The 12,938-nt window shown below is 42.0% G+C and carries 12 protein-coding genes; all 12 read right to left on the bottom strand.

Annotation, left to right across the window (positions count from 1 at the left end):
* Window positions 1-3 precede the first annotated feature (3 nt).
* The 12 genes from murD to thrS all read right to left on the bottom strand — a co-directional run bounded on the left by murD (window position 4) and on the right by thrS (window position 12,500).
* A complete protein-coding gene (gene murD / locus WMO43_RS01670; protein ID WP_353529548.1) occupies window positions 4-1,362 on the bottom strand; it encodes a UDP-N-acetylmuramoyl-L-alanine--D-glutamate ligase in 1,359 nt (452 codons plus the stop codon).
* A gap of 11 nt (window positions 1,363-1,373) precedes the next feature.
* Window positions 1,374-2,327, bottom strand: coding sequence for a phospho-N-acetylmuramoyl-pentapeptide-transferase (gene mraY / locus WMO43_RS01665; RefSeq protein WP_353529547.1), 954 nt, complete (start codon window positions 2,325-2,327; stop codon window positions 1,374-1,376).
* Between the two features lie 123 nt (window positions 2,328-2,450).
* The gene (locus WMO43_RS01660; RefSeq protein ID WP_353529545.1) at window positions 2,451-4,160 is read right to left on the bottom strand and encodes a peptidoglycan D,D-transpeptidase FtsI family protein; all 1,710 of its coding nucleotides are present in this window, start codon (window positions 4,158-4,160) and stop codon (window positions 2,451-2,453) included.
* Window positions 4,161-4,229: 69 nt separating this feature from the next.
* Entirely contained in the window at window positions 4,230-6,104 is a 1,875-nt protein-coding gene (locus WMO43_RS01655; RefSeq protein ID WP_434784161.1) for a peptidoglycan D,D-transpeptidase FtsI family protein, read from the bottom strand.
* A gap of 57 nt (window positions 6,105-6,161) precedes the next feature.
* On the bottom strand, window positions 6,162-6,641 hold the full coding sequence (locus tag WMO43_RS01650) for a hypothetical protein (RefSeq protein ID WP_353529543.1): 480 nt from the start codon (window positions 6,639-6,641) through the stop codon (window positions 6,162-6,164).
* Between the two features lie 26 nt (window positions 6,642-6,667).
* Window positions 6,668-7,606 carry a 16S rRNA (cytosine(1402)-N(4))-methyltransferase RsmH gene (gene rsmH, locus WMO43_RS01645; RefSeq protein WP_353529542.1) on the bottom strand — a complete coding sequence of 313 codons (939 nt, stop codon included), beginning with the start codon at window positions 7,604-7,606 and terminating at the stop codon, window positions 6,668-6,670.
* Window positions 7,607-7,642: 36 nt separating this feature from the next.
* Window positions 7,643-8,074 carry a division/cell wall cluster transcriptional repressor MraZ gene (gene mraZ, locus WMO43_RS01640; RefSeq protein ID WP_353529540.1) on the bottom strand — a complete coding sequence of 144 codons (432 nt, stop codon included), beginning with the start codon at window positions 8,072-8,074 and terminating at the stop codon, window positions 7,643-7,645.
* Between the two features lie 270 nt (window positions 8,075-8,344).
* The gene (locus WMO43_RS01635) at window positions 8,345-8,503 is read right to left on the bottom strand and encodes a hypothetical protein (RefSeq protein WP_177962304.1); all 159 of its coding nucleotides are present in this window, start codon (window positions 8,501-8,503) and stop codon (window positions 8,345-8,347) included.
* Between the two features lie 24 nt (window positions 8,504-8,527).
* Window positions 8,528-9,394: a prolipoprotein diacylglyceryl transferase gene (gene lgt, locus WMO43_RS01630; protein WP_177962303.1), complete on the bottom strand. Its 867-nt coding sequence runs from the start codon at window positions 9,392-9,394 to the stop codon at window positions 8,528-8,530.
* Between the two features lie 19 nt (window positions 9,395-9,413).
* Window positions 9,414-10,010, bottom strand: a complete 597-nt coding sequence (locus WMO43_RS01625; protein WP_177962302.1) for a zinc dependent phospholipase C family protein — start codon at window positions 10,008-10,010, stop codon at window positions 9,414-9,416.
* Window positions 10,011-10,132: 122 nt separating this feature from the next.
* On the bottom strand, window positions 10,133-10,447 hold the full coding sequence (locus WMO43_RS01620; RefSeq protein ID WP_177962301.1) for a DUF1540 domain-containing protein: 315 nt from the start codon (window positions 10,445-10,447) through the stop codon (window positions 10,133-10,135).
* A gap of 88 nt (window positions 10,448-10,535) precedes the next feature.
* Window positions 10,536-12,500 (bottom strand): threonine--tRNA ligase, encoded by a 1,965-nt coding sequence (gene thrS / locus WMO43_RS01615; protein ID WP_353529537.1) that lies wholly within the window; start codon window positions 12,498-12,500, stop codon window positions 10,536-10,538.
* Window positions 12,501-12,938: the final 438 nt, after the last annotated feature.

Here is a 12,938-nt window from a genome sequence, read left to right as displayed (position 1 = left end):
GCATTACTCCTTTAGATTTCTTGCATATTCCTTGAATTTTTCTCCACGCTGTTCATAATTGTCAAACATTCCCCAGCTTGCACATGCCGGAGACAGCAAAATCGCATCTCCTTCTACAGCATTCTGATAGCAGATGTCCATGGCTTCTTCCAAACTGTCTGCAAAGGCAATCTCCGTAAATCCATGTTTTTTTGCACATTCTGCAATCTTCTCTCTGGTCTGACCGATTAAGACCAACTGCTTGACTTTTCCATCAAATGCTTCAATCCATTCATCGTATTCGGATTGTTTATCATAACCGCCTCCAATTAAAAAGGTCGGTCTTTCCATCGCACGGATTCCCTGAATCGCCGCATCCGGATTTGTTCCTTTCGAATCGTTATAAAATTTTACACCGCGTTTTTCTACAACATACTCAATTCTATGCTCTACCGCCTGAAATTGTTCTAAAACCTTTGTAATAACCTCCATCGGTACACCAAAACTGTCTGCCATTGCCGCTGCTGCCATGACATTCTCATAATTATGTAATCCCAATATCTGTAGTCTGGAAGTTTCAATGATTTTTTCCGCCTTACCGCCCGTTGATTTGTAAATCACGCCATCTTCATAGAAGAAGCCATCCTCTAGCCGTCTTTTACTGCTGAAATATACCACCCGGATCGGAAGTGTTTTGCCAAATTCCAAAAGCACCTCATCCTCATAATTCAGTACACAGACATCTTCTTTTTGCTGGTTCTTCGTAATGCTTTCTTTCGTTTCAATATAACACTCCATGGTATGATGGCGATTTAAATGATCCGGTGTAATATTTAAAATTGCACTGACCTGCGGATGAAAATCCACTGCCGTCTCTAACTGGAAACTTGAGATTTCTGCAACAGTCACCGTCTCGTCTGTCGTATCTGCGGCAACACTTGTATATGGAATACCAATATTTCCAACAACTTTGACATCCTCAAAATATGCCTGCATAATCTCTCCTAACAGGGATGTTGTTGTAGTCTTTCCATTTGTTCCGGTAATTGCAAGAAGTCTGCCTTTTGCAAAATGATATGCCAGCTCTATTTCGCCCCAGATTGGAATCCCCTGCTCTCTGATGGCTGCGATGACCGGCAAATCCGTCGGAACGCCGGGACTTAATACGGCAAGTCCGGTGTCTGCTAAGATTTCCATCGGAAGGTCTCCTAAAATGATCTCGCAGTCCTTCCAGATGTCATTTTTTTGCAGTTCCTCTTTGGACAATTCTTTATTTCCATCATAAAGCCTGTATGCAATTCCCTTTTTTCTAAGTAATTCACCGGCAGCGATTCCACTCTTTCCGGCACCCACAATCAATACGGTCTTTCCCTGTAAATCCATTTTCTTTCCTCCTATAATGCCAGAAGCCCAATCAGGCAGAGAATTGCCGTAGCAATGGAAAATACCGCAACGACCCTCGTCTCTGACCAGCCACATAATTCAAAATGATGATGGATCGGTGCCATCTTAAAGATTCTTTTTCCACCGGTCTTTTTAAAATAAGTAACCTGTATCATAACGGATAAAATTTCAATCCAGTAAATCAGTCCCACAATCAGAATAAAAATCGGCATCTGCATCATATAGGCACTCGCCGCCACAAATCCGCCAAGCGCCAGAGAACCGGTATCTCCCATAAACACTTTTGCAGGGTAGACATTGAACAGCAAAAATCCCATCAGTGCACCTACGACTGCACAGGTAATCGGCTCAATTCCGCTGTGTGTTCCTACTGCAACCACAGTAAAAAAGGTTGCTACCAATACCGTGACACTGGATGCCAGACCGTCCAGACCATCCGTAAAATTCACTCCATTGACGGTTCCAATTACCGCTAAAAACATAACCGGAATCGCAAGAACTCCAAGATTCAGATATTTTCCACCGGAAAACGGAATCAGCATAGTAAGTGATACATCTGTAAATTTCAAGATATAAAATACAAAAATTGCCGTAATCACAATCTGACAAAGCATCTTCTGCCATGCTAACAGACCATCGGAACGTTTTAATACCACTTTCAGATAATCATCCAGAAATCCTACAATTCCGAATCCGACGGTTACAAACAAAATCGGTATGATCTTCGGATAATCCTTAACATATATCAGAGAGGTCAGTATCACACTCGCAAGTATGATAATCCCACCCATCGTCGGTGTTCCCGTCTTTTTTAAATGGGACTTCAATTCTTCTCTTTCCGTCTGCCCCACCTTTAATTTTCGTAAAAATGGAATGACAATAGGGCCTAAAACTGCACTGATAACAAACGATATAATTACCGGGATTACTACTTGATATGACATATGTTTTCCACCTCATGTATTTTTTTCAGCTATGCTGATAGTTGCGTTTTTTCTAACTTTTCTAGTATACGTTATTTTTTACTTTTGTGCAAGATATCCCACACAATATTGTTCCCCGGCACTTCACTCTTTTTGCTCAATTTCAAGGTATGGAAGTACGTTTTCAAATATTTCTTTCATGACCGGTGCCGCAATGGTTCCTCCATAATATACGCCTTTGGGGTCATTGATAATGACAAGTCCAAGCACTTTCGGATCATCTGCCGGTGCAAATCCTAAAAAGGATGCAATGTACTTATTTGCACTTCTTGGCAGTGTCTGGGAAGTCGCTGTCTTTCCTCCGATGGAAAAGCCTTTGATCGCGGCATTTTTTCCGGTTCCTTCACTGACTACTTTTTCTAAGAGCATACGGACCGTCTCGCTTGTCTTTTCACTGACAATCCCCTCTGTCGTTTCGTATTTAAATGTTTTGACCTTTTTTCCTTTTTCATCCGTGACATAAGCCCCGAAATGAGGGGTCACGCGGTTGCCGCCATTGATAATAGAGGATACGGTAGTCGCTAACTGGACCGGTGTGATCTGAAAAGACTGTCCGAAGGATATGGTCGCCAACTCCACCTGCCCGATATTTTTCGGATTGTGCATGATCGTTGCCGCCTCGCCCGGTAAATCCACATTGGTCTTTTGCAGCAAACCGAACTGTTTAAAATAGGAATAATATTTTTCACTTCCTAAACGCAGTCCTAACTCTATAAATACCGGGTTGCAGGAATTCATGATCCCCTGTGCAAAATCCTCGGCTCCATGACCGCCGACTTTGTGACACCGAATCTTACGGTCCTCTACGATCTTATATCCCGGACAGTGAAACCGGTCTTTTAAACTGACCACACCTTCTTCAAAGGCTGCTGCTGTAGTAATGATCTTAAAAGTAGAGCCCGGTTCATAGGTATCATTGATACAGCCGTTACGCCACATCAGATTGAGCTTATCCTGATTTGTCTGCACTTCGCCTTCTATGGAAAAAGGTTCGTTCAGATTAAATTCCGGTACATTGACCATTGCTAAGATCTCGCCGTTTTGCGGATTCATCATCAACACGGAAACACTCTGTGCCCCATGTTCTTCCATTGCCTTTTTCGCTGCCTGCTCTGCATATTTTTGAATATTATAATCAAGACTGATATGCAGATCATTTCCGTCGATCGGATCCTGCCTGCGTTCACCGGCGTTTTCAATCTCAATCCCCCGCGCATCTGTCAGCGTCAGGATTTTTCCATTTTTCCCCTGAAGGTATTTATCGTATTTTACTTCTAAGCCGATGATCCCCTGATTATCGCCTCCGGTAAAGCCCAACACCTTAGAAGCCAAGGTATCGTAAGGATAATACCGTTTATAATCCTCATCGATCTTTACGCCTGCTAAACCATGCGCACGGATGGCATCTCCTGTTTCTTTTGGAACATTGGTCTTGATCTTTTCTATGGAAGATACTTTTTCCACACGTTTGCGGATCGTCTCCTCATCCATTTCGAGTTCTTTTGCTAACATGGCAATGACTTTTTCCGGTTCTTTGATCTGACTGTGTATCACTGAAATTGTACAGACGGTCTTGTTTTCCGCTAATACCACTCCGTTACAGTCTACGATCTCCCCGCGTGCCGCTTTAATGTTTCTTTCTCTCTCGTGCAGATCCTCCGCTTTTTTTCCATAGTATTCTGAGCAAAAAATCATCAGATAGACCAGTCTTCCGACTAAAAACGTCAGCACCAGCAGAACCACCACCATGAATACCATGATTTTTTTTCGATATGCAGTTTTATTCCGATACATAGGTATAACCCCATAAAAGAAGTTAGTATAATCTATTACAACTTTGATGAGGTTATGTGATATTCTGCTTTACTGTACCGGATTTCCCATGATATCTAAGTCGACCACTTTTTCCTGATCGTACTCTTCATCCTGATAAATATTCAGATATGGAAGTATTTCTTTTAAAATTTCTCTTGTAATATTCTGTGCATAGGAACTGTGCGCCTGGTCTGCGACATTCGGTTCATCAATTACGACATAGATTACCACCTGCGGATTCTCCTGCGGCACATATCCGATAAAAGATACCAGATATTTTCCTTGTGCACGCTGTGTCTTTTTGACACCATCTTCTTCAATGGTTTCATATTTCTGTGCCGTACCGGTTTTACCACCCATGGAATATCCCGGCACTTTTGCCGTCTTTCCGGTTCCTTCCGAGACCGTTTTATACAGATACTGCTTAACCATATTACAGGTATCTTTTGACAATGTCTGTTTTAACAGTTCGCCTTTGTTCTCTTCAATCAGGTTTCCGTTCTCATCCGTGATTTTTTTTACCACATGAGGTTTATAATAATTTCCACCATTAATTAAAGAGGAAAATGCACTCGCCATCTGTACCATCGTAACATTGAAGTTCTGTCCAAAAGAGTTCGTTGCTAAGGAAGCATCATCCATAGTCTCTAAGGTATACATTAAAGAGTCGGTTCTTGCCTCGCCCGGAAGGTCGATTCCCGTCTTTTGACCAAAGCCAAATATTTTCTGATATTTTAATAAATTTTCTTTTTGTATTGCATAGGACATCTGCATCAGGGCATCATTACAGGACTCCATGATAGACTGTTCTATGGTTAAGAGTCCATGACCGCTCCGATTAACACAGTGGATGGTGTGACCGCCGACCTGCTCCTTTCCGTCGCAGACATAGGTCTCATTTCCGGTTAATGCCCCTGTTTCGAGTCCGGTTGCAACGGTCAGAGGTTTTACGGTAGAGCCCGGCTCATAGGTCTGTGTCACGCAGAAATTCTGCCAGATTTTATTCAAAGCCTCCAACTGCTCATCTTCACTCATGGCTTTGATTTGTTCTTCACTGTAATATGCGCTTAAATCTCTTGGATCATTCAGATCAAAGGTCGGATAATTTGCCATAGCATAAATTTCCCCATTGTTCGGATTCATGACAATGGCAGCCGTATTTTTACTGCCCTCGCCTTCCTCCGCACCATTTTTGCAGGCATCGTTAAATTCTTTGAGCTTTTTCTCCACCACCGACTGAATATTGACATCAATCGTCGATACTACCGTCTTTCCGTTGACCGGTTCTTTGATGGTTTTTTCAAAGTTACTGTCTGAATTCAGATAACCGTACTCTCTTCCGTTGACTCCATTTAATGTATCGTTATAAGAATCCTCAAGACCTCCGATTCCAAGGTTTCCTGAAGTCGTATATCCAATGACGGAAGCCGCAAGGGAACCGTAAGGATATTCACGGAGATATTCTTTTTCCATCCATACACCTTTGATATAAGGATGGTTCTTGGTATCATTCTGCAATTCCACAAATTTCTGCACTTTATCATAAGGAAGTCTGCGCAAAATCTTGTTGTACTGACTCTTCGGTTTTTCTTCTGCTAACTTGTACAGATCTTCTGCTTTTAAATCCTCAAAGCAGGAGGTCAGTGCCTCAATGGTCGGCTGTAAATACTCTTCTTTACTGTTTAACACCTTGCAATCTAAGATTACGTTATAGACATCTACACTGGTTGCAAGTACCGTACCTTTGGCATCGACAATATCCCCACGCTGATACGGCAGTATGGTACTGTCATATTCCTGCTGGGTTAAAACGATTTTTTCATATTTTTCGCCACTTGTCACTTCAATATACATAATTCTGCCGATTAATGCGACTAAAAGTATTGTAATCGTTAAAAATGTGACAATCAGTTTTTTTCGCATTTTTCGCGGAAACTTTGCCAGTTCCTTTTTCCGTCTTGCCTTCAATCTTCCACCACACTACTTTCCCGGAATTTCTTCATACTGTGTCATGTAGTCTGAATCCTCAATACTATAGTAAGCAACTTGATCCGGTGCTGCATAGACCATCCCCAATTCTGCGATTGCTTTTTCTTTAATCTCATTCAGATTGATAGAGGTATTGACTCTTTTTAATGTGGTGTCATTATCTGTCTTTAAATCTGCAATTTCTTTTTCTAAAGCTGAAATATTACTCATTCTGGTGGTAATATCTGCCTGTAAATGCACATATGCTGCACATACCAGACAGGTAATACTTACTGCAACTGCCAAAAATGCCACATATCTGCGGCTCATACGCAGTTCTCTTGCCTGATTTCTCTTTGCTATTTTTCTGTTTCTAGCTCTCTGTTCTTCACGTTCTCTTCTGATTCTTTCCTGTCTGTCGTCTTTCGGCAGTGCTTCTGCCTTGCGTACCGTATTTCCGTCTACATACATCCGATACTGATTCTGCTCCATTTTAGACACCTCCGCTTTTTTGTCTTTTACCTTCTCTCGAACACACGCAATTTTGCACTCTTGGACCTTGAATTTTCTCTCAATTCCTCTTCCCCCGGCAAAATCGGCTTTCTTGTAATGACTTTCCCCTTGGATTCCTTGCCACATACACAAACCGGAAAGTCACTTGGGCATGTGCATGGGTTTTCATTCTTTTTAAATATGGTCTTTACGATTCTATCTTCTAATGAGTGGAAAGTAATGATGCAGATCCTTCCATCTTCATTTAAAAGTTCTATCATATCATCGAGTGTATCCTGCAACACTTCTAATTCCCGGTTCAATTCAATCCTGATTGCCTGAAAGGTACGTTTTGCCGGATGTCCGCCACTCATCTGTACTTTTTTCGGAATTGCTGAACGGATGATCGCTGTCAGCTCTCCGGTTGTTTCAATGGGTTGTTTTTCTCTCGCTGCCACAATGTGCTTTGCGATATTTTTTGCAAATTTGTCTTCTCCGAAATCCCGGATGATCCGATACAGTTCTTTTTCACTGTAGGTATTGACAATGTCTTTCGCTGTACGGCTTTCCCTTTGATCCATCCGCATATCCAGTGGAGCATTTTCTTCCATATAAGTAAAACCACGCTCCGGTGTGTCTAACTGAAAGGAAGATACACCAAGATCTAAGACAATACCGTCTACCTTGTCAATCCCAAGAGCTTTCAGTTCCTTACGCATATTGCAGTAATTGCTGCGTACAACCGTAACTCGGTCCTTATAGTCTTTTAATCTCTCCGTTGCTGCTAAGATCGCATCTTCATCCTGATCGATACCGATCAGTCTGCCACCTTTCTCTAATCTCTTTGCAACCTCTAAGGCATGTCCGCCTCCACCTAAGGTTCCATCGACATAGATGCCATTCGGTTTGATGTTCAGATTGTCAATTGTCTCATTTAATAATACGGATGTATGATGAAATTCCATATCGTTCTCCTATCCCGTCGTTTTTGATTTCTTATCCTAGATACTCAATCCCAAATCTGCCATATGCTCTGCAATTTCGTCCATGTCATCATAGGAATTGCAATCCAGCCAGTTGTCTTTGCTCCAGATCTCGATCCGGTTGAGTACTCCAACGGATACGACATCCTTCTGTAAATCAGCAAATTCCCTTAAAACCGGTGGTATCAGGATTCTTCCCTGCTTGTCTAACTCACAGGTGGCTGCTCCGGCGAAGAAGAAACGTGAGAATTTTCTTGCATCTTTTGTGGTAAGTGGGACATTTCTAAATTTTTCTTCAATATTGTGCCATTCTTCATTTGGATATACAAACAGACATCCATCCAGTCCTTTTGTTACAACAAACTCGTTTCCAAGCTGCTCTCTGAACTTAGACGGAACGATCATTCTGCCTTTTGCATCGATTGTATGATTGTATTCTCCCATGAACATCTGACACTCACCTACTTACCGTGGCTATTTTTTTCGTGTTATCCACAAAGTTATCAACTTATCCACCACTTTGTACCACTATCAACCACTTTCACCCACTTTTATATCCATTTTACTCCACCAGTGGGTAAAAAGCAAGTGTTTCCAGTATTTTTAAGAAAGATTAGGGTGTGAAAAATAAAAAAAGGAAAACACTGTATCTCTACAATGCTTTCCTTTGCTCTTACCATCTTTATGTTTCTTCTCTTGTATCTAGTTTCCAGACATTATTTAATTGTTCTCACTGAGGTCTAAATACCGCTCGATCATGCGGTCCACTTCTCTGCTCAGTTCGTAGCATCCTTCAATATCATTACCAAAGGCATATGCTTCGTCCAGTCTTTTTCTTGCTATTTCAATCTGTTCCTGTAATGTTTCTTTTTCCTGCATCCATATCGCTCCTTAGTCAAAATGTTATTGCTGTTTCCTGCTCACTGCTTTTTTCCTAAGTATGATAAGCATCATCACCGAAACGACTGCTAATACTACTGCTAATACCTGCGAAACTGCAACGGAAGTTCCCGGAATCAGGAGCTGGTCTGTTCTAAGACCTTCAATCCATGCCCGTCCGATCCCATATCCTGCTAAGTACAGCAGAAAAATCTCTCCCTCGAACTTCTTCCTCTTTCTGATCAGCAATAGGATCACCAGCAATACCAGATTCCACAGGGATTCGTACAAAAACGTCGGATGTACCTGAATGTAAGATACTCCTCCGATCTCCACGATGTGTTCGGCAAGCTCTTTTGAAATATCACTGTCTCTGACAGCACTGACCGGAAGCTGCATCGCTAACAGTCCGTCTGTATAACCGCCAAATGCTTCCCTGTTAAAGAAGTTGCCCCATCTTCCGATGATCTGACCTAAGATCAGACCCAGACCTGCCGTATCTGCCAATCTCGGAAATGAAAGCCCCTTGACCTTCGCAAAGACAACTGCTGTAATAATTGCAGCAATCACGCCTCCGTAGATCGCCAGTCCACCCTGGCGCAGATTTAAAATACTCCACAGGTTGTCCTTATACAGATCCCACGAAAATATGACATAATACAATCTCGCTCCGATCACGGAGCAGATAATGGCAATGATCGCCAAGTCAAAATAATCATCGGGATTCTGCCCGGTTCTTTTGGCCTCATATGTAGCCAGAAGGATTCCTGCTAACATTCCCACGGCGATGATCACGCCGTAATATGCTATGGAAATCCCAAAGACTGTAAAATTTTTCCCCACATGTTCTAAATAGATTCCCAAATGCGGGAAACGAATACTCCAATCCATACTGCTTGCCTTACTGCAGTTATGCAGCCCTCTTCTTTGACAGGTACTGATGCAACTTTCCCTGCTCTGCTAACTGCCTGATTCCCTCTACTACCTGGTAATTTAATGATACAATATGCCGAATATCTTCCTCGACATCTATCTTTCGTCTTAAATATTCCTCATGTCGTAATTTAATAAAGTCACACAACGCTTCTGCACTGCCAAAATGACACTGTACAAAAGGCCATCTGTCTTTTTTATCTGTCTTTAAATACTCTCGTAATCTCAGCTTTAGTACTTCTTCATAGGAACAGTGATCCTTTAGATTGCCCGGATACGTTCTGTTATGCGGAAAAGTAAAATAATCCGCTATATAATGGGTGATCTGACCAAGATCCCTGTAATACTTTGTCGCATGTTCCCTATACTTTCCGTGCGAGTCTGACAATTCTCTTACTTCTTTTTTTACCTGTTCAAAAGTTCCGTCAATTTCATGCTTTTTATACAAAAAGGAAGGTTTGATGTCTGGCAGGATACTTCCTAAATAAAAAGCCCATTTGTGCTTTCTCAGCCCTTCATCCTCTGAATTACGGACAATATCGCGGGCTAATGAAATATGTGACTTCTTTCTCATGTAATGCCTCCACGAAAAATTCTTTTGTACAACTGCAATTACATAGCTATTGTACTTCGTATGACGACTTTTTACAAGTGCCTACTTTGAATTTTTCGTGAAGTTTCTCCCTTAATCGCTAATTATTGACAACAAAAGCTGGCACACTGTGTGTCTGCACTGTCTTTTGCATTACCGCCAACGATTCCGATACGGTTTGCACTGCATTTACAGCTTTCGTTATAAATGCATTTTACTGCCTCACAATCGACATCAATGTTTTCGCTCTTGTGACCAACAGCGTTTGAACAGCAGTCTTTTGTTCTCTCCTGAAAACTTGCACATGCTGTCTCGCTTGTGTTTTTTGCATCTCTTCCTTCTACCATGATATCTCCCTTACAGCAGTAAGGTTCTTCATTGTAAACGCAGTTTTTAACGGAACACTCTAATTTTGTCATAAAAATAAATCTCCTTTCTTCTTTCTGCCACTTTAGGGTGTGTAAGAAGAGGGAGATTTATTCTTAAAAAATTTTCAAAAATTTTTTTCTATTTTTGTTCCTGCACTTCTTCCTTACGGATTTCTTTCGTACGGATTTCTTTGCAGATCTGCTCTACGAACTCTGCGATCGGTTTGACACCTTCATCACCGGCAAAACGGCTTCTGACGGAAACTGTTCCGTCTGCCTCTTCTTTTTCGCCGACTACTAACATGTATGGTACTTTTGCAAGACGGCTTTCACGGATCTTGTAACCGATCTTTTCAGAACGTGCATCCACAGATACATAGACACCGTTTTTCTTAAGTTCTGCTTCTACTTTTTTTGCATATGCTTCATATTTATCGGAAATCGGCAGTACGCGTACCTGTTCCGGGCAAAGCCAGGTCGGGAATTTTCCGGCATACTTCTCGATCAGCCATGCTAAGGTTCTCTCATAGCATCCCATGGAAGTACGGTGGATAATATAAGGACGAATCTTGTCACCGTTTGCATCAATATAATACATATCAAACTGCTCTGCTAAGAGTGCATCCCACTGGATCGTTACCATAGTGTCTTCTTTTCCATATACGTTTTTTGCATTGATATCGATCTTTGGTCCGTAGAATGCAGCTTCTCCGACATCCTCTACGAACTCTATGCCAAGTTCATGCATCATATCGCGCATATGCTGCTGTGTCTCTTCCCAGACTTCCGGTTCTCCAATGTATTTTTCTTTGTTCTCCGGGTCCCATTTTGAAAGATGGTAGGTGACGTCTTCTTCTAATCCTAAGGTCTTTAAGCAGTGACGTGCTAATGCGATACAATTCTTAAATTCCTCTACCATCTGATCCGGTCTTACGACCAGATGTCCTTCTGTGATCGTAAACTGGCGTACTCTGGTCAGACCATGCATTTCACCGGAATCCTCATTACGGAACAGTGTGGATGTCTCACTGTAACGAAGTGGCAGTTCACGGTAAGAATGCTGGGAATTTTTGTATACATAATACTGGAATGGGCAGGTCATCGGACGAAGTGCAAATACTTCTTTGTCCTTGCTCTCATCGCCTAACACAAACATTCCCTCTTTATAATGATCCCAGTGACCGGAAATTTTATACAGGTCGGATTTTGCCATTAACGGAGTCTTGGTACGGATATATCCCCACTCATTGTCCTCTAAATCTTCAATCCAACGCTGTAAAGTCTGGATCATGCGGACACCTTTTGGCATAATCAGAGGAAGTCCCTGACCGATAACATCTACCGTGGTAAATAATTCCATTTCACGTCCTAATTTGTTATGGTCACGTTTTTTGATGTCTTCTAAATGCTCTAAATATGCATTTAACTCATCTTTTGTTGCAAATGCTGTTCCATAGATACGCTGAAGCTGTGCTTTGTTAGAATCGCCTCTCCAGTATGCCATGGAAGAAGAGATCAGCTTATATGCCTTAATCCCCTTGGTATTCATCAGGTGTGGTCCTGCACAGAGGTCGGTAAATCCTTCGCCCTGTTTATAAAAAGAGATCTCTGCATCTTCCGGTAAATCTTCAATCAGTTCTACCTTATATGGTTCCTCTTTTTCTTTCATCAATGCAATCGCTTCTTCTCTTGGAAGTGTAAATTTTTCTAAGCGGTTGCCTTCTTTGATGATTTTTTTCATTTCTTTTTCTAAGTTATCTAAATCTTCTCTCGAAAACGGCTCGGATTCAAAATCATAGTAGAATCCCTCGTCAATAGACGGTCCGATCGCTAATTTTGCATTTGGAAACAGTCTTTTTACTGCTTCTGCTAACACATGGGAACAGGTATGACGTACGGTACGAAGTCCTTCACTGTCCTTTGCTGTTAAAATGTTCATTTCGCAGTCACTGTCTACAACGGTTCTTAAATCTTTGACTTCTCCATTGATCTCTACTGCACAGGCTGCTCTTGCAAGTCCTTCGCTGATATCTCTTGCGATGTCGTATGCACTCATTGCCTCTGCGTATTCTTTGATACTGCCATCTTTTAATGTGATCTTCATTTTATCCTCTCCTCTTTGATTTTTTGTGGTTGTCTTTCTTTTTTCTGTGTTGTGGTTCTGTACCAGGGTATGGTGTCCGGGGTGGCGTGTTTTGGATATAAGATTTTCTAAATGTTTTGGTGGGGTGTTGGGGACGGACGCAACCGGCTCAGACTCGCCATCCATGGCTCGACTTCGCCTTTTTCGGACCTCCTGTCCGAAAATTGCTGTGGTCTCTTACAAAACATCAAGAAAATCTAACATCCGTCACAATCCCACCCCGAACACCATACCCTGGTACAGATTCTACATTCTCGAGCAAGCCAGACCGGCTCTTCATGCGAAGATCCGGTGTCTTGCGCTTCGGCTCATCTATTTCACGCTGAATCCGAGGTGTTAACGCCCTCTTCCTGAGCGTCCCCACGCAGGCTGCACAAATGAATATGGAAGGGTTCTTTT

Source organism: Maccoyibacter intestinihominis, from assembly GCF_040096355.1.
GTDB classification, from domain to species: domain Bacteria; phylum Bacillota; class Clostridia; order Lachnospirales; family Lachnospiraceae; genus Maccoyibacter; species Maccoyibacter intestinihominis.
Note: the sequence above shows the minus strand (reverse complement) of the source record. Positions and strands in the feature narration are given on the sequence as shown.

Excerpts from the sequence above, each read along its gene's own strand:
- murD (WP_353529548.1), bottom strand. The coding sequence starts at position 1,362 with ATGGATTTACAGGGAAAGACCGTATTGATTGTGGGTGCCGGAAAGAGT.
- mraY (WP_353529547.1), bottom strand. The coding sequence starts at position 2,327 with ATGTCATATCAAGTAGTAATCCCGGTAATTATATCGTTTGTTATCAGT.
- WMO43_RS01660 (WP_353529545.1), bottom strand. The coding sequence starts at position 4,160 with ATGTATCGGAATAAAACTGCATATCGAAAAAAAATCATGGTATTCATG.
- WMO43_RS01655 (WP_434784161.1), bottom strand. The coding sequence starts at position 6,104 with ATGCGAAAAAAACTGATTGTCACATTTTTAACGATTACAATACTTTTA.
- WMO43_RS01650 (WP_353529543.1), bottom strand. The coding sequence starts at position 6,641 with ATGGAGCAGAATCAGTATCGGATGTATGTAGACGGAAATACGGTACGC.
- rsmH (WP_353529542.1), bottom strand. The coding sequence starts at position 7,606 with ATGGAATTTCATCATACATCCGTATTATTAAATGAGACAATTGACAAT.
- mraZ (WP_353529540.1), bottom strand. The coding sequence starts at position 8,074 with ATGTTCATGGGAGAATACAATCATACAATCGATGCAAAAGGCAGAATG.
- WMO43_RS01635 (WP_177962304.1), bottom strand. The coding sequence starts at position 8,503 with ATGCAGGAAAAAGAAACATTACAGGAACAGATTGAAATAGCAAGAAAA.
- lgt (WP_177962303.1), bottom strand. The coding sequence starts at position 9,394 with ATGGATTGGAGTATTCGTTTCCCGCATTTGGGAATCTATTTAGAACAT.
- WMO43_RS01625 (WP_177962302.1), bottom strand. The coding sequence starts at position 10,010 with ATGAGAAAGAAGTCACATATTTCATTAGCCCGCGATATTGTCCGTAAT.
- WMO43_RS01620 (WP_177962301.1), bottom strand. The coding sequence starts at position 10,447 with ATGACAAAATTAGAGTGTTCCGTTAAAAACTGCGTTTACAATGAAGAA.
- thrS (WP_353529537.1), bottom strand. The coding sequence starts at position 12,500 with ATGAAGATCACATTAAAAGATGGCAGTATCAAAGAATACGCAGAGGCA.